Origin of the sequence: Streptomyces sp. NPDC018045, from assembly GCF_044327445.1 — a bacterium.
Classification (GTDB): domain Bacteria; phylum Actinomycetota; class Actinomycetes; order Streptomycetales; family Streptomycetaceae; genus Streptomyces.
In genome coordinates this window covers 20,232-46,350 of sequence record NZ_JBIRFL010000010.1, presented here as the reverse complement: position 1 = coordinate 46,350, position 26,119 = coordinate 20,232, and the positions used below count along the sequence as shown (strand labels likewise).

General features: G+C 74.7%; 9 protein-coding genes (1 of these 9 running past the window's edge). 7 read left to right on the top strand and 2 right to left on the bottom strand.

What is annotated here, in order from left to right; genetic code table 11:
• Positions 1-65: 65 nt before the first annotated feature.
• Complete coding sequence (locus ACH4EB_RS22855; protein ID WP_398349402.1) at positions 66-1,916, bottom strand: ABC transporter ATP-binding protein; 1,851 nt, start codon at positions 1,914-1,916, stop codon at positions 66-68.
• The gene (locus ACH4EB_RS22850) at positions 1,894-3,702 is read right to left on the bottom strand and encodes an ABC transporter ATP-binding protein (RefSeq protein ID WP_398349401.1); all 1,809 of its coding nucleotides are present in this window, start codon (positions 3,700-3,702) and stop codon (positions 1,894-1,896) included. Before ACH4EB_RS22850 ends, ACH4EB_RS22855 begins: the two co-directional genes overlap by 23 nt.
• A 393-nt stretch (positions 3,703-4,095) precedes the next feature.
• On the opposite strand from ACH4EB_RS22850, the gene ACH4EB_RS22845 reads away from it, so the two are divergent.
• The 7 genes from ACH4EB_RS22845 to ACH4EB_RS22815 all read left to right on the top strand — a co-directional run.
• Entirely contained in the window at positions 4,096-5,127 is a 1,032-nt protein-coding gene (locus ACH4EB_RS22845) for a GDP-mannose 4,6-dehydratase (RefSeq protein ID WP_398349400.1), read from the top strand.
• Positions 5,128-5,327: 200 nt separating this feature from the next.
• Entirely contained in the window at positions 5,328-6,095 is a 768-nt protein-coding gene (locus tag ACH4EB_RS22840; RefSeq protein ID WP_398349399.1) for a thioesterase II family protein, read from the top strand.
• Positions 6,096-6,232: 137 nt separating this feature from the next.
• Positions 6,233-9,076, top strand: a complete 2,844-nt coding sequence (locus tag ACH4EB_RS22835) for an AAA family ATPase (protein ID WP_398349398.1) — start codon at positions 6,233-6,235, stop codon at positions 9,074-9,076.
• A 19-nt stretch (positions 9,077-9,095) separates the two neighbouring features.
• Positions 9,096-11,888 (top strand): AAA family ATPase, encoded by a 2,793-nt coding sequence (locus ACH4EB_RS22830; protein WP_398349397.1) that lies wholly within the window; start codon positions 9,096-9,098, stop codon positions 11,886-11,888.
• Positions 11,878-14,619: an ATP-binding protein gene (locus ACH4EB_RS22825; RefSeq protein WP_398349396.1), complete on the top strand. Its 2,742-nt coding sequence runs from the start codon at positions 11,878-11,880 to the stop codon at positions 14,617-14,619. Before ACH4EB_RS22830 ends, ACH4EB_RS22825 begins: the two co-directional genes overlap by 11 nt.
• A gap of 308 nt (positions 14,620-14,927) precedes the next feature.
• Positions 14,928-15,686 (top strand): LuxR C-terminal-related transcriptional regulator, encoded by a 759-nt coding sequence (locus ACH4EB_RS22820; RefSeq protein ID WP_398349395.1) that lies wholly within the window; start codon positions 14,928-14,930, stop codon positions 15,684-15,686.
• A gap of 384 nt (positions 15,687-16,070) precedes the next feature.
• Positions 16,071-26,119, top strand: partial view of a type I polyketide synthase gene (locus ACH4EB_RS22815; RefSeq protein ID WP_398349394.1) — the 5' end (the start) only. It continues 18,472 nt past the right edge of the window; the window shows 10,049 of its 28,521 coding nt (coding positions 1-10,049); the start codon lies at positions 16,071-16,073; its stop codon lies beyond the right edge, outside the window.

The following is a 26,119-nucleotide window of genomic DNA, read 5'->3' as shown; positions in this document are numbered from 1 at the left end:
CGCCCGGCACCCGGGGAACACCGCCTGCCTGCCCCGGACACCGCCCGCTCAGGCCCGGCCCCCGCTCAGCGAGGCGCCGCCTCCTCCAGTTCCGCGTCCTCCAGTTCCGCGTCCCCCGGCTCCGCCTCCTCCGGCCCGGCCCCGCCCACCGCCGAGTGCAGCCGGGCGTAGGCCCCGTCGGCGGCCAGGAGCTGGTCGTGGGTGCCGCGTTCGACGATGCGGCCGTCTTCCATGACGAGGATGAGGTCCGCGTCGCGGATGGTGGAGAGCCGGTGGGCGATGACGAAGCTGGTGCGGCCCGCGCGCAGGGAGTGCATCGCCCGCTGGATGAGGGCCTCCGTACGGGTGTCGACGGAGCTGGTCGCCTCGTCCAGCAGCAGGATCGAGGGCCGGGCCAGGAAGGCGCGGGCGATGGTGAGGAGCTGCTTCTCGCCCGCGCTGACGTTGGCCGACTCCTCGTCCAGGACCGTGTCGTAGCCGTCGGGCAGGGTGCGGATGAAGCGGTCGGCGCAGGTGGCGCGGGCGGCGGCCTCGATGTCCGCCCGCGTGGCGTCGGGACGCCCGTAAGCGATGTTGTCGGCGATGGTGCCGGAGAAGAGCCACGCGTCCTGGAGCACCAGGCCGATCTGGGAGCGCAGCTCTTCGCGGGTCAGGGTGGTGATGTCGGTACCGTCCAGGAGGATGCGTCCCGCGTCGGTCTCGTAGAACCGCATGAGGAGGTTGCCCAGGGTGGTCTTGCCCGCGCCGGTGGGTCCGACGACCGCCACGGTCCGACCTGGTTCGACGGTGAGGGAGAGATCCTCGATGAGCGGGGTGCCGGGGGAGTAGCGGAAGTGCACCCGCTCGAACCGGACGTGTCCGCGGGCCCGGTGCGGCCGCGCGGGGCGCTCGGGGTCGGGCCGTTGCTCGTCGGCGTCCAGGAGGTCGTGGATCCGTTCCGCGGAGGCGAGGGCGGACAGCAGGCGGGCGGCGATGCCGGCGACCTCGACGATCGGCTGGCTGAACTGCCGCGAGTAGAGGATGAACGCCTGGACGTCGCCGATGGTCAGGGCTCCGGCGACCACGCGCAGCGCGCCGACGACCGCCACGACGACATAGCCGAGGTTGGAGACGAACGTCATCGACGGCTCGATGGTGCCGGAGACGAACTGTGCCCGCGCGCCGGCGCGGTACACCGCCTCGTTGTGCGCGTCGAAGGCCCGCTCGGCCTGCTCGCGCCGCCCGAAGCCCTTGACCAGCGCGTGTCCGGTGTAGATCTCCTCGACATGGGCGCTCAGTGCTCCGGTGGCGGTCCACTGCTGGGTGAACCGCGGCTGGGCGCGCTTGCTGATCCGGGCGGCGAGCACGGCCGACACCGGGACGCAGACGAGCATGAGCAGGGCCAGCAGCGGAGAGATGACGAACATCAGCACCAGCATGGTCAGGACGGAGAACACCGCCGTGATCAGTTGGCTGAGGGTCTGCTGGAGGGTCTGCTGGACGTTGTCGACGTCGTTGGTCACCCGGCTGAGCACCTCACCCGCCGGGTGGCGGTCGAAGTACCCCATCGGCAGGCGGGCGATCTTGGTCTCGACGGACCGGCGCAGCGTGAACACCACACGCTGGACGACGGCCGCGACCAGTCGCCCCTGGAGGAGGGTGAGGAGGGCGGCGGCGCCGAAGAGCGCGAGGGCGAGCAGCAGCACCCGGGCGATCCCGGCGAAGTCGGTGCCCCCGGAGCCGGGGGGCTGCCGGAGGCCGTCGAAGACCAGGTCGGTGGCCCTGCCCAGGAGCATCGGGCCCGACGCGTTGAGCGCGACGCCGCCGAGTCCGAGGCCGACCGCCACGGCCACCTGGGCACGGTGCGGGCGCAGCAGCGCCAGCGTACGGCGGGCGGTGCCGGACCGCCCGGGGCTAGCGCTGTCCGCCGGTTCCATGGCCAGCCTCCTGGAGTGTCGTCGCGGTGCCGGCGTCCGGGCCGGGGCCGTCGGGCCGGGCGGTGGCCGCGGTGAGTTGGGACCGGGCGATTTCCTGGTACGTCGTACTGGTGCGCAGCAGCTCCGCGTGCGTCCCGGTGGCGGCCACCCGCCCCGCTTCCAGGACCACGATGCGCCGGGCGTGCCGGACGGTGCTGACGCGCTGGGCGACGGTGAGCACCGTCGCCCGGGACAGCTCGGGCTCCAGGGCGGCCCGCAGCGCGGCGTCCGTGGCGTGGTCCAGCGCGGAGAAGCAGTCGTCGAAGAGGTAGATGTCCGGCTTGCGCAGCAGGGTGCGGGCGATCGCCAGGCGCTGCCGCTGCCCGCCGGACACATTGCCGCCGCCCTGGCTGATCGGCGAGTCCAGTCCCTGGGGCAGGCGCTGTACGAAGTCGCGGGCCTGGGCGATCTCCAGCACGCGCCAGAGGTCGTCGTCGGTGGCGCCCGGTTCGCCGAAGCGCAGGTTCTCGGCGACGGTGCCGGAGAAGAGGTACGGCCGCTGCGGTACGAAGCCGACGGTGCGGCGCAGCACCTCCGCGTCCAGTGCGCGGACGTCGACGCCGCCCACGCGCACGGAGCCGCCGGTGGCGTCGAAGTGCCGCAGCACGAGGTTGAGCAGGGTGGTCTTGCCGCTGCCCGTGCTGCCGAGGATCGCCACCGTCTCACCGGGCCCGGCGCGCAGGTCGATCCCGCTCAGCACCGGTTCCTCCGCTCCCGGGTAGCGGAATTCGGCGTCAAGCAGCGCCAGTTCCCCGGCGGCCGGCAGGGCGCGGACGGGCTCGGGCGGAGCCGCCACGCTCGGCTCGGTCGTGAGCACCTGCTGGATGCGTTCGGCCGAGACCCTCGCCCGTGGCATCGACAGACACACGAAGGTCACCATCACCACCGACATCAGGAGCAGCGTCAGGTAATTCAGAAACGCGCTGAGCGCGCCGAACGGCATCGCCCCGGCCTCGACACGGTGGGACCCCAACCACAGCACGGCCACCATGAAAACGTTCAGGGCCAGCAGTACGACGGGGGTGACGGCCGCCAGCAGCCGGCCGACGCGCAGCGAGATGTCGTGCAACGCGGAATTGGTGCGGTCGAATCTCGCGCTTTCGTGGCCGTCGCGTACAAATGCCCGTACGACACGGACACCGACGATGCGTTCTCGCAGCAGAGCGTTGACGCGGTCCAGGTATTTCTGCATACGGGCGTAGAACGGACCGGTGCGGCCGAGAAGGATTCCGAAGGCCATTCCGAGCACCACCACCAGCGCCACCAGGAGCAGGGAGAGCTGAATGTCCTGCTGGAGCGCGAGTGCGATGCTGCCCAGACACATCAGGGGGGCGGACACGACGACGCCGAACACGGACAGCGCCAGCAACTGGACCTGGTGCACGTCGTTGACGGTCCGCGTCATGAGTGACGAGGTGCCGAACTGCCCGACCTCGCGCGCCGAGAAGTCCAGCACCCGGCGGAAGACCGCCGAGCGCAGGTCGCGGCCCATCGCCATGGCCGTACGGGCCCCCAGGGACACCGCGCCCACGGACGCCGTGACCTGGAGGGCCGCCAGGACCAGCATGAACAGGCCGATCCGGGTGATGGAGCCGCTGTCGGAGGCGACCACGCCGTTGTCGATGACCGCGGCGCCCAGCGTCGGCAGGGCCAGCGTGGCCAGGACCTGCACCAGTTGCAGCAGCCCCAGCAGTGCGACGGAGCGCCGGTGGGTCCGCAGGTGGGTTCGCAGGAGTCTGAGCAGCACCGGGTAACGCTCCAGGGGACGGGCAGACCCGGTCGGCAGCGGGACGGGAGCGGCGGCCGGGCCTGGCGGGGCACACCCGGACAGTGCAGCGCACCGTGCGCCGGGAAATCCCTAGTTCCCCGTCGGCGGGGTGCGGCGGGTCCGCGTCGAGGCCCGGGGCGCCGATGAGAAAGGACCCGAAACGCACGGTGGCCGACACTCAGGAATTCCCTAGTGTGCCCCGAATTCCTTGACACCGTGACCGGCCGCTTGGAAGCGTTCGAGCACCCAGCGTCCGGACCGTGGCTTTTTCGGTGTCATCCGATGCCATACGAGTTCGCGTAGCCAAGAGGTCAAGCAGTGAACCCGGCTCTGCGTTTGGGCGGTGTGTTCCATGCGGAGGAGAGGAATGGTATGTCCAAGCGTGCGCTGATCACCGGAATCACCGGGCAGGACGGCTCCTATCTGGCCGAGCATCTGCTCGCCCAGGGTTACCAGGTGTGGGGGCTGATGCGCGGGCAGGCCAATCCGCGCAAGTCGCGGGTCAGCAGGCTCGTCTCCGACCTGAACTTCGTCGACGGTGACCTGATGGACCAGGCCAGCCTGGTCTCCGCCGTCGACAAGGTGCAGCCCGACGAGATCTACAACCTCGGTGCGATCTCCTTCGTACCGATGTCCTGGCAGCAGGCCGAACTCGTCACCGAGATCAACGGCATGGGCGTGCTGCGCATGCTCGAAGCGATCCGCATGGTCAGCGGCCTGAACGGGGCCGGCAGCGGCGGCCGTGGCCGGATCCGTTTCTACCAGGCGTCCTCGTCGGAGATGTTCGGCAAGGTCGCCGAGACACCGCAGTGCGAGACGACCATCTTCCGGCCGCGCAGCCCGTACGGCGTGGCGAAGACCTACGGGCACTTCATCACCCGCAACTACCGTGAGTCCTTCGGCATGTACGCGGTCTCCGGCATGCTGTTCAACCACGAATCGCCGCGCCGTGGCGCGGAGTTCGTGACCCGCAAGATCTCGCTCGCGGTGGCCCGCATCAAGCTCGGCTACCAGGACAAGCTGTCCCTGGGCAACCTCGACGCCGTACGTGACTGGGGCTTCGCGGGGGACTACGTCCGTGCCATGCACCTGATGCTCCAGCAGGACGAGCCGGGCGACTACGTGATCGGGACCGGCCAGATGCACTCGGTCCGCGACGCCGTCCGTATCGCCTTCGAGCACGTGGGCCTGAACTGGGAGGACTACGTCAGCATCGACCCCTCGCTGGTGCGCCCGGCCGAGGTGGAGATCCTGTGCGCGGACGCCGAGCGCGCCCGCGCCCAGCTCGGCTGGGAGCCCACCGTCGACTTCCCCGAGCTGATGCGCATGATGGTCGACTCCGATCTGCGCCAGGCCTCCCGCGAGCGGGAATTCGGGGACCTGCTGCTGGCCGGTAGCTGGTAGTCGGGTCCACGGGACGCCCCGAGGCGGTGGGTGTCCCGTACGGCTCCGGCCGCGGCGGTACCCGCCGTCCCGCGGAGCACGGACACCAGGTGAGGTCCCGCGTCCGCCTGGTGGAGCGCGAGTGTGAACCACAAGGGCCGGTCGCCGGCCGCCGCATACCGGGGGCCGGTCCGGTGCCCTGGCGAGGAGGAACCAGCACCATGACGACGACCACGGCGGAAGGGCTCTGGGCCCGGTGCTACCACCCGGCCCCGGACCGTCCGCGCCAACTGGTCTGCTTCCCGCACGCGGGCGGTTCGGCCCCCTTCTACCACCCCATGTCGGCACAGCTCTCGCCCGTGGCGGAAGTGCTGTCGGTGCAGTATCCCGGCCGCCAGGACCGGCGGACCGAGACCAGCCCCAGTGACATCGCGGCCATGGCCGACCTGGTGTACGCGGCCCTGCGGGACCGGCTCGGTGCGCGGCCGACGGCGTTCTTCGGGCACAGCATGGGCGCGATGGTCGCGTTCGAGGTGGCCCGGCGGCTGGAGGCCGACGGCGGCGAACTGACGCACCTCTTCGCCTCGGCGCGGCGCGCGCCCTCGCGCTACCGCGCGGAGAGCGTGCACCGGCGCGACGACGACGGGATCGTCGCCGAGCTGAAGCGGCTCTCCGGTACGAACACCGCGCTGCTGGGTGACGAGGAACTGCTGCGCATGGTCCTCCCGGCGGTCCGCAGCGACTACACCGCGGTGGAGACCTACCGCTGCGACCCCGGGGCGTCGATCAAGGCGCCGATCACCGCGTTGACCGGCGACAACGACCCGCTGACCACGCGGGAGGAGGCCGCGGACTGGCGCCTGCACACCACGGGCGCGTTCGACGTCCGGGTGTTCCCGGGCGGTCACTTCTACCTCGCCTCCCAGGCCCCCGCCGTACTGGCGCTGCTGCGGGAACACCTCGCCGACGGAGGGGAGTTGGCGCGCTGAGGTGGGTCCTGGTCACGGAGTCTGATGATCATGTACTGTGGCGCACGTCGGACAGACATCACTCTTTCGGGTGATTTACAACAAGGTGTGGTGGTGCTTCGTCGCATCTGTTGTCTCTCTGAGGTGCGAGGAGCTCAATGGTGCGAGACCGGAGCGTCAACTCCCGTCTGAACAGCACCTTGGCCGGCCGGGCCGACGACATCGAGGTACTCGGCCGGCTCGCCCGCGCGGCGCGCCGGGGCAGCGCGGGTTCCGCGGTCGTGACCGGCTCGACCGGAATCGGCAAGACCACCTTGCTGCGCGCCTTCCTCGACGGGGACGCCTGCCGGCCCGCGACGGTCCGGCACGGCCGCTGCGAGGAGAACACCTCGGCGGACTCCTTCAGCGGCGTGCGCGCCCTCTTCGGTCCGGCCGTACCGGACGGCGGCCCGCCGGCCGGCGCGCCGCCGCACGCCCCCGCCGTCCAGCGCGCGTTCCACGACCTGTACCGTCTCGCGGCGAACGAGCTGCGCCGCCCGCTCGTCCTGGCCCTGGACGACGCCCACCACTGCGACGAACTCTCCCTGCGCTGGCTGGACTTCCTGCTGCGCCGGGCCGACGGCCTCCCCCTGCTCGTCGTCCTCACCCAGCAGGCCGAGGCCACCTCCCTCGCCCGCGGCACCCCGGCCCACCGCGCCCTGGCGGACCTCACCGCCCACCGCCGCACCACGACGCTGCGCCTGCGGCCGCTGACCGAGCCGGAGGTCGCCGAGGCCGTACGGCGGTTCTTCCCGGCGCCCGCCGCTCCCGCCTTCGTCGCCCGCGCCTGGGCCACGACCGGCGGCAACCCCCGCCTCCTGGACCGCCTGCTGGGCGAACTGCAGACCGAAGGCGTCGGCTCCGGCCTGGTCGGCGCCGACCGGATCGCCGAGACCGGCGCCCGCGTCCTGGCGGACTGGGTACGCGAATTCCTGGACCGCCGGCCGCCCTGGGTCGGCGAGGTCGCGCGGGCGGTGGCAATCCTCGGCGAGTCGGACACCGGCCACGTCGGCCCGCTGGCCGCGGTCCCCGCCGACGTCGTCGAGGACGCCCGCACGGTGCTGCGGGAAGCCGGGCTGCTGACGTCCGGCGGCAGACGGCCGGCGGACGGCGCGGTGCGCGCGGCGGTGCTGGCACCGCTGACCCCTCACACCCTGGCGTGCCTGCGCACGCGGGCCGCCCTGCTCCTGAGCGACGCGGGACGGCCCGCCGAAGAGGTCGCCGCACACCTCCTGCCGCTGCCGTCGATCACGGAACCCTGGATGCCGGACATCCTGCTGGAAGCCGCCGCCCGGGCCCAGACGCGCGGCGCCCCGGAGGCCGCGGCCCGCTACCTGTACCGGGTGCTGGAAGTGGACCCCGACAGCGTGGAGGTCCGCGTCCGGCTGGCCGGGGCACTGGCCGAGACCGACCCGCCCGCGGCCCTCGGCCTGCTCCGCGGTGCGCTGGCGCCCAGCGTCGACATCCGCACCCGGGCGCGCATCGCCGCGCAGTTCGGCACGACCTGCCTGGCCGCCCGGGAAAGCCCCGCCGCGCTGGACCTGCTCGAAGAGGTGCTGGACGACCTCGACGCCGAACTCGGCCCCGTCCTTCTGCCCGCCGACCGGGAACTGCGCACGCTCGTCGAGTCGGTACTGCTGATCGCCGGCACACAGAGCCGCAGCACCTTCGCCGCGGCCCGGAAGAGGGCCGCGGCGATGACCGTGCCGGAGGGCGACACCCCCGCCCAGCGCCAGAAACTGGCGGCGATGGCCGTACTCATGGCCCTGGGTGACCAGGCGCCCCCCGAACCGGCGGTGCGGTACGCCCTGCGCGCGGCCCACGCGCCCCAGCTCCCGCTGAAGAGCTGGTCGCTGATCAACTCGGGCTTCGTCCTGTCCCTCGCCGACCGTACCGAGGACGCGCTGCACGCGCTGGACCGCCTCCTGCGCCACGGCCGGGAGAACTCCGCCGTATGGACCTACTCCCTGGCCCTGTCGATCCGGTCCCTGCTCCTGCACGGCCTGGGAGCGCTCCCAGACGCGCTCGCGGACGCCAGGAGGGCGGTGCAGATCAGCGACGCGGAACGGTGGGGCGAGATGGTGGTCCTGCCGCACCTGGCCCTGGCGGGTGTGCTGGTGGACCGGGGCGAGGCGGCGCACGCCGAGAAGCTGCTGACCGGCATCGCCCCCGCCTGGCGCGACCAGTACGTGTGGACCCACTACCGCTACCTCCTGGCCCGTGGCCGGGCCCGTCGCGCCCTGGGGGACGCGGAAGGCGCGCTGGCGCTGTTCCGCGAGTGCGGCCGGTCGCTGGAGGAGGCCGGGATGCGCCACGCGGTCCACCTGCCCTGGTGGGCGGAGGCGGCCTGCGTGCTCGCCGACCTGGGCCGCGCCGAGGAGGCGCAGGAACCCGCGGCTGCCGGCGTTCGGCTCGCCCGGCACTGGGGCACCCCGCGCGTCCTCGGGCTGGCCGCCCTGGCCCGCGGCGTGGCCACCCCCGGTGAGAAGGGCGTGGAACTGCTGGGCGAGGCGGTGCGGCAACTGTCCGACTCGCCGGCCCGCGTCGAACACGCCCGCGCCGAACTCGTCCTGGGGCAGGCCCTGCTGGCGGCGGACGACCGGCGCGCCGCGCGCGAGCACCTGCGCACCGCGGCCGACCTCGCCCAGCGCTGCGGCGCCCTCCTGCTGGGCCAGCAGGCCCGCGGCGCCCTGCTGGCGGCGGGCGGCCGCATGCGGAAGCTGACCGGATCACCCCTGGACCTGCTCACCAGCATGGAACGCAAGGTCGCCGGCCTGGCCGCCGGCGGCGCCAGGAACCGCTCGATCGCCCAGTCGCTGCACGTCACCGTACGTACCGTGGAGACGCACCTGACCAACGTGTACCGCAAGTTGGGCATCGCCGAGCGTGCCCAGCTCGCCGCGGTCCTGCGCTCCCCGGGCGTCCGCGGGGCACCGGCGTCCCGGTCGCGCGGGCAGCGCTGAAGACGGCCGGGTGACGACGGTGGCAGGGCCGAAGGAAGAGCATCTGTACGCGGGGTTCATACGGGCGGGACGGCGGCGCGCCGACCCGCCCCTGCTCGAACGTGAGGCGGAACAAGAGCAGTTGCGGCAGGTGGTGGCCGGCCTCGGCGAAGGCCGGCCCGCCGTCGTCTCCGTGGCCGGACGCCCCGGCTTCGGCCACAACGCCCTGCTGCGCTGGACGGCCCGCCTCGCCGCGGAGCGCGCGGTCCGCGTCCTGCCCGTCAGTGCCTCCCTCGCCGAACGCGACCTGCGCCACGGAGCCGTGACCCAACTCCTCGGCGCGCTGGGGGAGGTGGCCGAACCCGCCCTGCGGGACCTGCGCGGGCCCTACGAGCCGGACGGCCTGCCGGGCCTGCCCGAACTCCTGCACGCCGCCCGCCACACCCCCACGCTCGTGACGGTGGAGGACGCCCAGTGGCTGGACGCGGCCTCCCTGCACTGGCTCCAGGCCCTGGTGCGCCGCCTGGCCACCGGCGTCCCCCTCGCCCTGCTCACCGCACGCACCGGACTGGAGGACAGCCCCGACCGGCTGGCCGACGCCGCCCCCTCCACGCGGCTGCCCCGCCGTCTCACCGTCCGGCCGCTGAGCCCTCGCGCGGTCGCCGCCCTCACCGAGCAGATCTGCGGCGCCCCCTGCGACGAGACGTTCGCCGCCGCGGCCGCCCAGGCGGCGCACGGCAGCCCCGCCGTACTGCACGCGGCACTGCACTGCTTCGCCGACGCCGGCCACCGGCCCGACGCCGACCGGCTCCCACGGCTGCGCGCCCTGATCACCGGCATCATCGGCGACCGCGCGGGACGCGCCCTGCGGGGACTGACCGACGAGGCCACCGCCGTACTGCGCGCGCTGGCCGTCGGCGGTGACCTGCTGGACTTCCCGCTGATCTGTGCCCTGGCCGGGCTGAGCACCGTACCCGAGACCAGGCTGCGCGCGGCGCTGGAGACGGCCGGCTTCACCGTTCCCGACGGCTCCCACGAACGCCTCCGCATGCCCGTCGTCCAGGCCCGCATCCTGGAGGACACGCCCGCCGCCGAACGCGCCGCCCTGCACGCCCGCGCCGCCCGCCTCGCCTACCAGGTCGTGGCCGACGACGAGGACATCGCCCGCCTCCTCCTCCAGGCGCCCCCCATCGGCGAGCCCTGGGCGGTGCACACCCTGCGCGGCGGCTTCGGCGCCGCCCTGCGCCGCGACGACTTCGCCCGTGCCGCCACCTACCTCCGCCGCGCCCTCGACGAGCCCCAGGACCCCCTGCACCGCGCACGGGTCAGCCTCGATCTGGCCGCCGCCGAGGCCGTGGCCGCCCCCGAAGCCGCTGACCGCAGGCTCGGCACCCTCGTCCACGCGCCGGGCGACGGCGAGCCCTGGAGCCGGCTCCGTATACGGGCACTGGACATGGGCCTGGCCCGCGGCGACGACGCCTGGGGCCGCCGCGCCGCCGTCCAGGCCCTCGCCACCGCCCACGGCAGCGAGCGCGACGACCTGATCGCGCTGTACTGGTACGCCGCCGAGACCGTGCCCGAGGCCGCCGACGAACCCGCCTCCGGCGTCCCCGCCCTGCCCGAGCACCCGCTCGCCCCCGCCCAGGCCGGCGTCCGCGCCTGGCAGCTCGCCGCCCGCGGCCGGCACCGCGCCAGGGCCGCGGAGCTGGCCCGCCGTGCCCTGGACGCGGGCCACGCCGCTCCCGCCCTGCCCCGCCTGGCCGCCGCCCGGGCCCTGTGGCTCACCGACGCGGCCACCGAGGCCGAGGACCGGCTCGCCGCCGTCATCGCCGAACTGCGCCGCCGTCACTGCCACCCCACCCTGGCCCGCGCCCTCGCCCTGGGCGCCGAACTGCATCTGCGCGGTGGCCGCCTGGACGCCGCCGACCGCGCCGCGCACGCCGCCGAACGGGCGCTGCCCGCCGCGGCCTGGCACCCCTTGGCCGCACCACACCTCATCGCCGTACGCAGCGTCATCGCCGTGGAAGCCGGGCGCTGCGCCGAGGCCCGCGCGCTGAGCCGGGCCCCCGTGCCGCCCGGATCCGAATACGGCGTCCACTGGCCCCTGCTGCTGTACGCCCGCGCCCGCACGGCCATCGACGAAGGGCACTGGGCCGAGGCCGCGGAACTGTTCAAGGAAAGCGGACGGTGGCTGATGTACCGGCAGTGGGCCAACCCCGTCGTGCTGCCCTGGCGCACGATGGCCGCCCGGGCCTGCCTGACCCTCGGCGACCGGGAACAGGCCGGGCACCTGATCCGCGAGGAACTCACCCTCGCCCGCCGGTGGGGCGCCCCCAGCGCACTGGGCCTGGCCCAGTTGGGCGCCCGGAGCTTCGAACACCGGGAACCGGACGCCGGCGCCCCGCGCGAACTGCCCACCCGGCTCGCCTACGCCTGGGTCCTGGCGGACCTCGCCACCGAGGAAGCCACCAAGGGCAACGGCACCACCGCGGCCCGCCTGCTGGCCGAGCTGTCCCGCCTCACCGTCACCCGCGCCTCCAGCCGGCTGGCCGAACGCGTACGGTGGCTGACCGACCGGCTGGCCCGGCCCGCCGCTCCCGGCGACGACGCCCTCCCCGAGGGGTGGGCCGCCCTGTCGTCCGCCGAGCGGCAGACCGCCGAGCTGGCCCGCCGCGGACTGGGCAACCGCGAGATCGCCGAACAGCTCGGGGTGAGCCGGCGCACCGTCGAGCACCGGCTGAGCAGTACCTACAGGAAATTGCGTATCACCTCACGCGAGGAACTCCGCGCGCGGAGCCGGCCGACGGAAAGAGACACGAACGATGCTGTATGAGCGGGAGTCCGAACTGACCCGCATCGACACCGCGGTACGCCGGGCACGGGCGGGCCGTTCCTCCACACTGATACTGGCCGGCCCGGTGGGGATCGGCCGCTCCACACTCCTCCAGGAGGCCGGTGCCCGGTCCCCGGACGACTTACAGGTCCTGCGGGCGAACGCCGCACCCATGGAACAGGACTTCGCCTTCGGCATCGTCCACCAGCTCCTGGTGCCCGCCCTGGCCGAGGACCCCACCGCCTCCGGCGACCAGGACGCGGGCGGCGGCCTCCCCGCTCCCGGTGACTGGGACACCCCCTCGTCCGAAGCCGTCCTGCACGGCCTGCGCGCGCTGCTGGCCGACGCCTGCGCCGCCACTCCCGTCCTCCTCCTCGTCGACGACCTGCAATGGGCCGACCTCCCCTCGCTGCGCTGGCTCGCCTACCTGATCCGGCGCCCGCACGGGCTGCGCGTCGTCCTCGTGTGCACCCTGCGCGACGGCGACCCCCGCGCCCAGCACCCGCTCATCCGCGACATCGCGGACGCCGCCGAGGTGCTGCGCCCCGCTCCGCTCCCGCTCGACGGCACCCGGGCCCTGATCCACCACCACCTGGGCGAACCCGCCGACGACGCCTACGCCCGCGCCTGCCACGAGACCTGCGCCGGCAACCCCCTCTTCCTCGGCTCCGTCCTGCGCGACCTGGCCCTGCTCGGCCACCGCCCCACCGCCGAATACGCCGATCAGGTCCGCGTGCAGGGCCCCGCCCAGTTCCGCGACCGCCTGGCCGGCTGCCTGAGCACCCAGCCCCGCCCCGTACGCGACCTCGCCGCGGCCATCGCCGCCTTCGGCGACCACGGCGAGGCCCGCCTCCTGCGGCGCCACGCGCGTCTGGACGCCACCGGCTTCCAGCAGGCCCTGCGCGCGCTGCACCACCTCGGGCTGCTCGCCCCGCACGACACCCCCCGCTTCATCCACACCGTGGTCCGCGACGCCGTCGACTCCTCCCTCACCGTCGCCGAACGCGAACGCTCCAGGGACGCCGCGGCCGACCTCCTCCACGAGGCCGGCCGGCCCGCCGAACACGTCGCGGACCTGCTGATGGCCGTCACCGCCACGCACCGCCCGTGGGCCGTGGGGGTACTGCGGGCCGCCGCACAGGCCGCGGCGCGCCGCGGCGCGCCGGACACCGCCGCCCGCTACCTGCAACGCGCCCTGCTGGGGAGCACCGGCGACTTCGAGCGCGCGCGCCTGCTGATCGAGCTGGCCGGCGCCGAACGCGGCACCGACCCCGCCGCCTGTGAACGCCACATCGGCCAAGCCGTCCGCCTGCTGCCGTCGGCCACCGACCGGGCCGCCGCCACCTTGCTCATCCCGCCCAACTTCCTGGGCGAGGCATCGGCCTCGACGGTGGACCTGCTGCGCCGCGCATCCGAAGACCTCGACCCCACGGCCGCGCACCGGGGTACCGCTCGCGAGATCGCCCTGCGCCTGGAGGCGCGGTTGTGGCACGCCGGGCACGAGAACCCGACGGAACTGACCGGCGCGGTGGAACGCCTGCGGTCCCTGGGCACCCCGCCGCCCCTGGACACCGGCGGCGACCGCGAGTTGGCAGCCGTGCTGACCAACGCGGCGGTGCTCTCCAGCGCCGTGCCGGCGCCCGAGATCGCGGCCCTGGCCGGACGCATCCTGGAACGCGAGCCGGTGACCGCCGCCCGTGCCTGCATCGCCCTCCCGCTGGTCGCGGTGGCCCTGTACGCCGCCGACTCCGTGGCGGGCCTCAACACCCGGCTGGCCGGCGAGCAGCACGCCGACCGTCCGGACGCGGCGGTGTACGCCGAGAACGCCCTGGTCCACCTCGCCTGCGGCCGCCTGGCCCGGGCCCGGGAGCAGGCCGACCGGGCCGCCGGATCGGCGACCGCGGACTGGCGCGAACCCACCACCGCCGTGCGGGCCGCGGTGGCCATGGAGACCGGCGACATCCAGTTGATCGAACTCCTTCTCCGGGACGCCGGGCGGCGAGGGACGGGCGGCCTCGCCCTGACGGCCATGCTGCAACTCCTCAAAGCGTCGCTCGACGCCCGCCGCGGCCGTGCCGCCCACGCCCTGGACTCCCTTCTGGCCTGCGGCCGCCAACTCGAAGCGGCCGGCTGGCGCAACTCCGCCCTGTACCCCTGGCGGCCCCGCGCCATCGTCCTCCATCACCGCCTGGGCGAGCCCGGTGCGGCCCTGGCGCTCGCGGAGGAGGAGCTGGCCTGGGCGCGGCAGTGGGCGGCCCCGGCCCCGCTCGGCCGCGTCCTGCGGCTGAAGGCTTCGCTGCCCGGGGGAGGGGGCCTTCCCGTCCTGCGCGAGTCCGCCGAGGTCCTGCGCGCGTCCGCCAACACGCTCGAACGGGCCCGTACGCTCCTCCAGCTCGGCCGGGCCGTGGAGAGCGGCAAGGAGTCCAAGGCGCTCCTGCGCGAGGCCGCCGACCTGGCCACCGCCTGCGGCGCCACCTGGCTGGCCGAACGCGCCCACGCGGCCCTGGGGACCGCCGTACCGAGCGCGGAGGCATCGCTCACCCACAGCGAGCGCAAGGTCGTCTCCCTGGTCGGCAAGGGGCTGACCAACCAGGAGATCGCCGATGAACTCCAGGTGAGCACCCGTGCCGTGGAGAAGCATCTGACGTCGTGCTACCGGAAGTTGGGCGTCACGGGGCGGCGCGAACTGCTGCGCGGGCCCGGGGCGGGCGGGGCGGTCGCCGCGCACTGAGCCCCCGGGCCGGCGCGTGCGGCTTACCGGCGGTAAACGGTACGGGGTGTTCGGGGGGACCGACAGGGCGGTTCGGGACCGTACCCCGGGGGAGTGCGACCACAGGTTTAGCCGTGCGGCACCGGGTGAGCGTTGACGTTTGTCTGGACCTCTCCCTAGTGTCGAATGCATCGGGGCGGTCGGAATTTCTTCCCGACCGCCGCCGGGCCTTCGGTCGGCCCGGCTCGTTTCATTCTCCGGTTTCTTCCTCACTCGGTTTCTTTGGCAATTCTGGTGCGCAGACGGGGGTTGGAAAGGATGTCGGTCCCTTGAACGTTTCTGCTCTGGTGGACTCCCCGCAGATCTCGGCAGACCACAGTGCGGCCGGTGCGGTCGGTACGCTCGGCACTTCGCGGCGCCGGGAAGAGCGGCCGCCGTCCGGCAGGCCGGGCACGTGCATGGCCGTACTGGACCCGGCACTGACGGTCCGTCAGGCCACCCCGGAATTCTTCCGGCACTTCGCCACCCCCGACGACGCGGGTGCCGACGTACTCGCCGCCGCCCCCTCCGATTCCTCGACCACCGCTCCCGACGTCTGCGGACGCGACTTCCGCGACCTGGTGCACCCCAGCGTGCGGCAGCCGCTCATGCGGCAGTTCGAGCGGCTGCTCGGCGGCCGCTGCGACCGGTTCTCCGCGCACGTGGTGGCACTGCGGTCGGCGGGCGACGCGCTGACCGGCAGCCTCACGGCCACCGCGGTGAGCGGCTACGCCCCCGGCCCGTCCGCGGTCCTCGTCCTGCTGCGGCCGGGGCAGGAAACGGAGGGCGACGCGGTGGTGGCGCCGCGGAAGAAATTACTCAGCGAGATCGACGCGAGAATCCTGGAGGGAATCGCGGCGGGCCTGTCCACGATTCCGCTGGCGTCCCGGCTGTATCTCAGCCGGCAGGGAGTGGAATACCACGTCACCGGACTGCTGCGGAAACTGAAGGTCCCCAACCGCGCGGCCCTGGTCTCCCGCGCGTACGCGATGGGGGTGCTGACGGTGGGCACCTGGCCGCCCCGAGTCGTGGACGGCTTCATCAAGTAGCAACATTCCCGTGAACGGCTTCACCCGACGGCAACATTCGCATTCCCCGGGGTTCGCCGTGCGCGGACCCGGGGCTCGCCCCGAGCCCCGGGTCCGGTCCGAAAGCGAGCCGAGGGGACACAAGGCGCCGGGGGCGCCGCGGAGCATCCGCGGCGCCCCCGGCGCCTTGGCGCATGACCGGCCGTGGAGTCGTCGGATTCTAGGGAATTCCATGGCCGCCGCTGCCGAGACTGGGCGTGTGGCGTGCGAGAAGTCGAGCTGCCTCGTGCAGGGCACGCAGAAAACTCAGTCGCTGTGGAACACCCGTCATCGGTGTCGGCTGTCCACAGCGAAATCCTCTGCTGTCCGCCGGTCTTGAGATGGGTTGGGTTGAACGTGGCGAAGATGGACCAGGAACAGAAGCTCCGCGACTACCTGAAGCGGGCCGGTGCCGATCTGCGGCGCTCCCGGCAGCGGGTGGGCGAGCTGGAGGCGGCGGCCCGCGAGCCGATCGCGATCGTGGGCATGAGCTGCCGCTTCCCGGGCGGTGTGCGCAGCCCCGAGGATCTCTGGGCCCTGCTCGCCGCCGACGGGGACGGCATCACCCGGGCCCCCGCCGACCGCGGCTGGGAGCAGTCGGCCGAGGACGCGGGCGAGTTCTCCGGCGGCTTCCTGCACGACGCGGCCGATTTCGACGCCTCCTTCTTCGGGATCTCCCCTCGTGAGGCACTCGCCATGGACCCGCAGCAGCGTCTGCTGCTGGAGTCCTCCTGGGAGGCCTTCGAGCGGGCCGGCATCGACCCGGCGGCCGTCCGGGGCTCCCGTACGGGCATGTTCGTCGGGGCGATGCCCCAGGAGTACCGGGTGGGCCCGGACGACGACGTCCAGGGCTTCGCGCTGACGGGCACCACCACCAGCGTCATCTCGGGCCGGCTCGCGTACTTCTTCGGGGCCGTGGGACCGGCGGTCACCGTCGACACCGCCTGCTCGTCCTCCCTCGTGGCACTGCACCTGGCCGCCCACTCGCTGCGCCAGGGCGAGTGCTCCCTGGCGCTGGCCGCCGGTGTCACCGTGATGTCCAGCCCCACCACCTTCGTGGAGTTCAGCCGCCAGGGCGGGCTCGCCGCCGACGGGCGCTGCCGCTCCTTCGCCGACTCCGCGAGCGGCACCGGCTGGGCCGAGGGCGTCGGCGTCCTGGTCCTCGAACGCCTCTCGGAGGCCCGCCGCAACGGGCACGAGATCCTGGCCGTCGTCCGCGGCTCCGCCGTCAACCAGGACGGCGCCTCCAACGGACTGACCGCCCCCAACGGCCCCTCCCAGCAGCGCGTCATCGAGCAGGCGCTGGTCAGCGCTCGGCTGTCGGCCGACGAGGTCGACGTCGTCGAGGCGCACGGCACCGGCACGACCCTGGGCGACCCGGTCGAGGCACAGGCGCTGCTGGCGACCTACGGTCAGGGCCGCGACACCGGCCACCCGCTGCTGCTGGGCTCCGTCAAATCGAACCTCGGCCACACCCAGGCGGCGGCCGGTGTCGCCGGCGTCATCAAGATGGTGCTGGCCATGCGGCACGGGCTGCTCCCGCGCACGCTCCATGTGGACGCGCCGTCCTCGCACGTCGACTGGTCGCAGGGGGACGTCCGCCTGCTCACCGAGCAGGTCCCCTGGCCGCAGGGCGAACGGCCGCGCCGGGCCGGTGTCTCCTCGTTCGGCCTCAGCGGCACCAACGCGCACACGATCCTGGAGGAGGCCCCGGCCGCCCCCGAGGAGGACCCGGAGCCGGGCGTGGCCGTACCCGTGGCCGCGGGCGCCGTCCCCTGGCTCGTCTCCGGCCGGACCCGCGAGGCGCTGCGCGCCCAGGCGGCGCGGCTGCTCGAACACCTCGCGTCCCACCCCGGTCTCGTGCCCACGGACGTGGCCTACTCCCTGGCCACGGCCCGCTCCGGCCTGGAGCACCGCGCCGCGTTCACCGCGGCCGACCTGGACCGGGCCCGCACCGCCCTCACCGCGCTCGCCGACGGCGCGCCGGCCCCCGGCCTGGTGCAGGACACCGCACGGACGCGGTCCAAGCTCGCCTTCCTCTTCGCGGGGCAGGGCTCCCAGCGGCCGGGCATGGGCCGGGAACTGGCCGGCCGGTTCCCCGTCTTCGCCACCGCCCTCGACGAGGCCCTCACCCACCTCGACCAGGGCCTCGACCGGCCCTTGAAGGACGTGCTGTACGCCGCCGAGGGCACGCCCGAGGCCGCCCTGCTCGACCGGACCGGATACGCCCAGCCCGCCCTGTTCGCCATCGAGGTCGCGCTGTACCGGCTCGCCGAGTCCTTCGGCGTCAAGCCGGACTTCCTCGCCGGGCACTCCATCGGCGAGATCGCCGCGGCACACGTGGCCGGGGCCTTCTCCCTGGCCGACGCCGCGGCCCTGGTGCTCGCCCGCGGCCGCCTGATGCAGGCGCTGCCCGAAGGCGGCGCCATGGTCTCCCTCGAAGCCACCGAGGAAGAGATCCTGCCCCTCCTGGAGGGCCGGCGGGACCGCGTCTCCATCGCCGCGGTCAACGGGCCCGCCGCCGTCGTGGTCGCCGGCGAGACCGGCGAGGTCACCGCCGTCGCCGAGCATGTCGCCGCGCTGGGACGCAGGACCAAGCGGCTGCGCGTCTCGCACGCGTTCCACTCGCCGCTGATGGAACCCATGCTGGACGAGTTCCGCGCGGCCGTCTCCCGGCTCACCCCGCAGGCACCCGTCATCCCGGTCGTCTCCGGCCTGACCGGCACCCTCGCCACGGTGGAGCAGCTCACCTCCCCCGACTACTGGGTGGACCACGCCCGGCACGCCGTACGCTTCGCCGACACCCTCGCCTGGCTCGACGGCCACGGTGCCGCCACCTACCTGGAACTGGGCCCCGACGGCGTCCTGTCCGCCATGGCCCAGACCTGCCTGGCCACGGCCGATGGCGAAACCGGCCCCGCCGACGGCGTCCCCGCGACGCTCGCCGTACTGCGGCCGGGCCGCCCCGAGGCCGAGACCCTCACCGCCGCGCTGGCGGGCCTGCACACCCGCGGCGTGGCCGTCCGGTGGGAGCCCTACTTCGAGGGCACCGGCGCCCGCCGCGCCGACCTGCCCACCTACGCCTTCCAGCGCCGCCGCCACTGGCCCAAGAGCCTGCCCGCGACGGGCGGCGACGTGCGCGCCGCGGGCCTGGGCGCGGCCCACCACCCGCTGCTGGCGGCGGCCGTGTCGGTCGCCAACTCCGACGGTCTGCTGCTGACCGGCCGGCTGTCGCGGCGCACCCACCCCTGGCTCGCCGGCCACGCCGTGCGCGGCACGGTGCTGCTGCCGGGCACCGCCTTCCTGGAGCTGGCCGTACGCGCCGGGGACGAGGCCGGCTGCGGCCGCGTGGAGGAACTCACCCTGGCCGCACCGCTGGTGCTGCCCGAGGACGGCGGCGTCCAGGTGCAGGTGTGGGCGGGCAGCCCGGACGGGACCGGCCGCCGTACCGTGAGCGTGCACTCCCGCCCCGACGGGCCGGAGGAACTCCCCTGGACCCAGCACGCCGCCGGCACCCTCGTCGCCGGCGAGCACCGCGCCGACTTCGACGCCACCGTCTGGCCTCCCGCCGACGCGCGTCCGCTGGACCTCGACGGCTTCTACGACCGCATGGCCGACACCGGCTTCGCGTACGGCCCCCTGTTCCGGGGCCTGCGTGCCGCATGGCGCGCCGGCGACGACGTCTACGCCGAGGTGACCCTGCCGGAGACCGACGACACCGACGCCGCGTCCGCCACGGCGTTCGGGATCCACCCGGCCCTGCTGGACGCCGCCCTGCACGCCGCGGCCTTCGCCGACCTGGGCGAGCACACCCGCGGCGGCCTGCCCTTCGCGTGGCAGGACGTGACCCTGCACGCGAGCGGGGCGAGCACGGTCCGCGTGAAGCTGACCCCGGCCGGCGACGACGCGGTGGCGGTCGCCGTCGCCGACACCACCGGCGCCCCCGTCGCCTCCATCGGCTCGCTGGTCCTGCGCACCCTGCCCGACGAACAGCTCGGCGCCGCCGACTCCCTCGTCCGGGACGCCCTGTTCGAACTGCGCTGGACCGAAGCCCACCAGGCCGCCCAGGCGGCGCCCACCGCGGTCGCCGTCCTCGGTACGGACCCCTTCGGCCTGGAGCGGGCCCTGACCTCGCCGGACCGCACGGTCACCACGCTGCCCGGCCCGGACGCCGCCACCCACGCCCCGGACGTGGTCCTCGCCCCCGTCGCGGGCGCGGACGGTGCCACCGGCGACGAGGTCGTCACCGCCGTACACGCCCGTACCGCCCAGGCCCTGGAGACCCTGCGGACCTGGCTGGCGGACGCGCGGTACGCCGCGTCCCGACTGGTCTTCGTCACCCGTGGCGCGGTCGCCACCGACGGCCGGCAGGCGCCGGACCCGGTGGCCGCCGCAGTCCGGGGCCTGGTGCGGGCCGCGCAGAGCGAACACCCCGGCCGCTTCGGGCTGCTCGACCTCGACCCCGCCGCCGAGCCCGCCGCGGAACCACTGGCGCGAGCCCTGGCCCTGGCCCCGGACGAGCCGGAGACCGCCGTCCGCGGCACCGCCGTGCTCACCGCGCGGCTGGCCCGCGCCCGGACGCCGCGCACCGCCGCGGCGTGGAACCCCGACGGCACCGTGGTGCTCACCGGGGCCACCGGCGGCCTCGGCCGCGTACTGGCCCGGCACCTGGTCGCCGAGCGCGGCGTACGGCACCTGCTGCTCGTGAGCCGGCGCGGCCCGGACGCCGACGGCGCCCGGGAACTCGTCGCCGAACTGGCCGAGCACGGGGCCCAGGTGGCCATCACGGCATGCGACCTGGCCGACGGTGCCGCCGTGCGGCGGCTGCTGGCCGCGGTGCCCGCCGAGCACCCCGTCACCGCCGTCGTGCACAGCGCCGGCACCCTCGACGACGGCGTGCTCGAATCGCTCACCCCCGAACGGATCAGCGCGGTGCTGCGGCCCAAGGCCGACGCCGTCTGGCACCTCCACGAGGCCACCCAGGGCCTGGACCTGGCCGCCTTCGTCGTCTTCTCCTCCCTGTCCGGCACCGTGGGCGCGGCGGGCCAGGGCAACTACGCCGCCGCCAACGCCTTCCTCGACGCGCTCGCCCAACTGCGCCGCGCCCAGGGCCTGCCGGGGCTCTCCCTGGCCTGGGGCCCGTGGGCCCCCACCGCCGGCATGACCGGCGGATTGACGGACGAGGACCTCGACCGGCTGGCCCGGATGGGCACCCCCGCGCTCACCGAGGAACAGGGCGTCGCCCTCTTCGACGCGGCCACCGCCACGGACGCCGCCGTCCTGCTGCCCACCCGGCTCGACCTGTCCGTCCTGCGGCTCCAGGACGAGGTGGCGCCGCTGTGGCGCGGCCTGATCCGCACCCCGGCCCGCCGGGCGGTGGTCTCGGGCTCGGAGGCCGCCGTCACCCTCGTACAGAAGCTGTCCCGGCTGGCGGAGACCGACCGCCACGAGGTCGTGCTCGACCTCGTGGCCGGCCAGGTGGCCGCCGTGCTCGGCCACGCCGGCACCGCCGACATCGACGCGCGGCGCCCGCTGCGGGAGCTGGGCTTCGACTCGCTGACCGCGGTGGAACTGCGCAACCGGCTCAGCGCGGCCACCGGCCTGCGCACCGCCACGACGGTCATCTTCGACCACCCGACCGTCGAGGCGCTCGCCGCGCACCTCCTCGCCGGCCTCATGGGCTCCGAGGCCGCCGCCGCGGCCGACGCCCCCCGCGCCGCCGCCGACGAGGACCCCATCGTCATCGTCGGCATGAGCTGCCGCTACCCGGGCGGCGTCGCCTCCCCCGAGGACCTGTGGCGGCTGGTCAGCGAGGGCACCGACGCCATCTCGGGCCTGCCCACGGACCGGGGCTGGGACCTGGACGCGCTCTACGATCCGGACCCGGACCGCACCGGCACCTCCTACTCCCGCTTCGGCGGCTTCCTGCACACCGCCGCCGACTTCGACCCCGCCTTCTTCGGGATGAGCCCCCGCGAGGCCCTGGCCACCGACTCCCAGCAGCGGCTGCTCCTCGAAGCGTCCTGGGAGGCCGTCGAGCGGGCGGGCATCGACCCGGTGACCCTGCGCGGCAGCCGGACCGGCGTGTTCGCGGGCGTGATGTACAACGACTACGCCACGGTGCTCTCCGGCGGGCAGTTCGAGGGCCACCAGGGCAGCGGCACCGCCCCGAGCGTCGTCTCCGGACGGGTCTCGTACACCCTCGGCCTCGAAGGCCCCGCCGTCACCGTCGACACCGCGTGCTCGTCCTCGCTGGTCGCCATGCACTGGGCGATGCAGGCGCTGCGCGCGGGCGAGTGCTCGCTGGCGCTGGCCGGCGGCGTCACGGTCATGTCGACGCCGGGCGCCCTGATCGAGTTCTCCCGGCAGCGCGGCCTGTCCCCGGACGGCCGCTGCAAGGCGTTCTCCGACCGCGCCGACGGCGTCGGCTGGTCCGAGGGCGTGGGCGTACTCGTCCTGGAACGGCTCTCCGACGCCCGCCGCAACGGACACCGGATCCTGGCCGTCGTCCGCGGCTCCGCCGTCAACCAGGACGGCGCCTCCAACGGGCTGACCGCCCCCAACGGCCCCGCCCAGCAGCGGGTGATCCGGCAGGCGCTGTCCGTCGCCGGCCTGTCCGCCGCGGATGTCGACGCCGTGGAGGGCCACGGCACCGGCACCACCCTGGGCGACCCCATCGAGGCGCAGGCCCTGCTCGCCGCCTACGGCCAGGACCGCGACCCGCTGAGCCCGCTGCTGCTGGGCTCCGTGAAGTCCAACATCGGCCACACCCAGGCCGCGGCCGGTGTCGCCGGTGTCATCAAGATGGTCATGGCCATGCGCCACGGCGTGCTGCCCCGCACCCTGCACGCCGACGAGCCGTCCTCGCACGTGGAGTGGGACTCCGCAGCGGTGCGCCTGCTCACCGAGGAGACGGCCTGGCCGCAGGCCGGCCGGCCGCGCCGCGCCGCCATCTCCTCGTTCGGGTTCAGCGGCACCAACGCCCACCTCATCGTCGAGGAGCCGTCGGCCGCCCCCGAGCCGCGCGAACAGCCGGCGCTCACCCCGGCCGTGCTGCCCTGGACGCTGTCGGGCAAGAGCCGGGCCGCCCTGCGCGACCAGGCCGCCCGCCTGCGCTCCCACCTCGACGAGCGCCCCGCCCTCGACCCGGCCGACATCGCGCTCTCCCTCGCCACCACCCGCTCGGCCTTCGACCAGCGCGCCGTGGTCGTCGGCGACCGCGACGAACTGCTGCGCGCCCTCGCCGACCTGGCCGCCGACCGGCCGGGCTCCGCGCTCACCGAGGGCGAGGTCGGCGGCGCGGGCAAGCTGGCCGTGGTGTTCTCCGGACAGGGCAGCCAGCGCCCCGGCGCCGGCCGGGAACTCGCCGCCCGCTTCCCCGCGTTCGGCCGGGCCCTCGACGAGGTGGCCGCCGCCCTCGACCCGCACCTGGACCGCCCCCTCAAGGACGTCCTGTTCGCCCCTGAGGGCAGCCCCGAGGCGGCGCTGCTGGACCGCACCGAATGGACCCAGCCCGCGCTGTTCGCCATCGGGGTCGCGCTGTACCGGCTGCTGCGCACCTGGGGCATCCGCCCCGACGTGCTGTTGGGCCACTCCATCGGCGAGATCACCGCCGCGCATGTCGCGGGCGTCCTCTCGCTGTCCGACGCGGCCCGCCTGGTGATCGCGCGCGGACGGCTGATGCAGGCGCTGCCCGCCGGCGGCGCGATGATCTCCCTCCAGGCCACCGAGGACGAGACCGCGCCGCTGCTCGCCGGGCGCGAGCACGAGGTGTCCATCGCCGCCGTCAACGGCCCCCGGAGCGTCGTGGTCGCCGGAGAACTGGCCGCCGCCGAGGAGATCGCCGCCCACTTCGCGGAGCGGGGCCGCAAGACCAAGCGCCTGACGGTCAGCCACGCCTTCCACTCGCCGCTCATGGAGCCCGCGCTCGACGGGCTGCGCGAGGTCGCCGCCGGGCTCACCTACCACGCGCCGGACACGACCGTCGTCTCCGGCCTGACCGGACGGCCCGCCACCGGGGAGGAACTGCGCTGCGCCGACTACTGGGTCGCGCACGCCCGCGGTGCCGTCCGCTTCGCCGACACCCTGCACGCCGCACACGACTGCGGCGCCGGCACCTTCCTCGAACTCGGCCCCGACAGCGTCCTGTCGGCCGCCGCCCAGGACGCCCTCGGCGACACGGCGGACGCGCACATCGTCCCGCTGCTGCGCGCCGGACGCGGTGAGGAACGCTGCGCGGCCACCGCGCTGGCCCGCCTGCACGTACACGGTACGGCCGTCGACTGGCCCGCGTACCTCGCCGGCACCGGAGCCCGCACCGTCGACCTGCCCACGTACGCCTTCCAGCACGAGCGCTACTGGCCCGAACCGGACCCGGCCCGCCGCACCCAGGGCGCACCCGACCCCGCGGACGCCGAGCTGTGGGGCTCCGTGGAACGCGGCGACGCCGCGGAACTCGCCGCGCTCCTCGGGCTGCGCGACGAACAGCACGCCTCCCTGTACGCGCTGCTGCCCGCGCTGTCGTCCTGGCGCCAGCAGCGGCACGAGAAGGCGCTGCTGGACACCGCCCGCTACCGCGTCACCTGGCGGCCCGTACGGGCGGCCGCCGCGCCCGTGCTCGAAGGCACCTGGCTGCTCGTCACCACCGACGGCATCGACAGCGACGAGATCCGGCACGCGCTGCGTGGCCACGGCGCCCAGTTCGAGACCCTCGTCCTGGACGCCACCTGCCGCGACCGCGCCACGCTCGCCGCCCGGCTCGACGCCGTACGCGCACAGGGACACACCTTCTCCGGCCTGCTGTCCCTGCTCCCGCTCGCCGACGGGCCCGGGCACCGGCCCGGCGCCGAACCGCCGGCCGGGCTCGCGCTCACCCTCGTGCTGGCCCAGGCGCTCACCGACGCCCCCCTCGACGCCCCCCTGTGGACCCTGACCCGCGGCGCGGTCACCACCGGCCCGGCCGACCCGCTCACCAGCCCCCTCCAGGCAGCGGTCTGGGGGCTGGGCCGGGTCGCCGCCCTGGAGCACCCGCAACTGTGGGGCGGCCTGATCGACCTGCCGGCCGCCCTCGACGCCCCCGCGACCCAGCACCTCGTCAGCGCGCTGGCCGCCCAGGGCGGCGAGGACCAGCTCGCGATCCGCGCCACCGGAGCGCTCGGCCGGCGCCTGGCGCGCCACCCGCGGGCCGAACTGCCCCCGGCCGGCGCGTTCACCGCGCGCGGCACCGTGCTCGTCACCGGCGGCACCGGAGCGCTCGGCGCCGACACCGCGCGCTGGCTCGCCCGCAGCGGCGCCGGCCACCTCCTGCTCACCAGCCGCCGCGGCCCCGACGCCCCCGGCGCCGACGAGCTGACGGCGGAGCTGGAGGGCCTGGGAGCCGCGGTCACCATCGCGGCCTGCGACACCGCCGACCGCGACGCGCTCGCCGCCGTCCTGGCGTCCGTACCCCCGGAGCACCCGCTGACCGGCGTCGTGCACGCGGCGGGCGTCGGCCAGAACGCCGCCCTCGCCGACACCCCGCTGGCGGACGCCACGCAGGCGATGGCCGCCAAGATGCTCGGCGCGGCCCACCTCGACAGCCTCCTGGACGGCCACGAGCTGGACTTCTTCGTCCTCGTCTCCTCGATCGCCGGCGTGTGGGGGAGCGCCGGGCAGAGCGCGTACAGCGCCGCCAACGCCTACCTCGACGCCCTCGCCGAGCACCGCGCGGCCCGCGGTCTGCCCGCCACGTCCGTCTCCTGGGGGCCCTGGGCCGAGGCCGGAATGGCCACCCACGAGGCCGTCACCGAAGAGCTGCGCAAGCGCGGGCTGCGCTTCCTCGCGCCCGCGTCCGCCCTCACCGAGCTGCGGCGCGCGGTCGTCCACCAGGACGTGACCGTCACGGTCGCCGACCTCGACTGGGAGCGCTACCACCCCGTCTTCACGTCCACCCGCCGCAGCGCCTTCTTCGACGAACTGGGCGAGGTCCAGGCCCTCGTACGCGCCGAGAGCGCCACCGAGAGCGCCGCGCCGGAGTTCGCCGCGCGCCTCGGCGGCCTGGACCAGGACGAGCAGGTGCGGCTGCTGGCCGACCTCATCCGCACCGAGGCGGCCATCGCGCTCGGCCACGACTCCGCGGACGCCATCGCGGAACGGCGCGCCTTCCGCGACGCCGGCTTCGACTCGCTGACCGCCGTGGAACTGCGCAAGCGGCTGGCCACCCGCACCGGCCTGAACCTGCCTGCCACCCTCGTCTTCGACTACCCGAACCCCACCGTCCTCGCCCGCCACCTGCGCGAGGAGATCCTGGGCACCGGCGGTGCCCAGACCGCGGCCGTGGCCGCCGGCGGCCACGACGAGCCCGTCGCCATCGTCGGCATGAGCTGCCGCTTCCCCGGCGGCGTCCGCTCCCCGCGGCAGTTCTGGGAGCTCGTCAG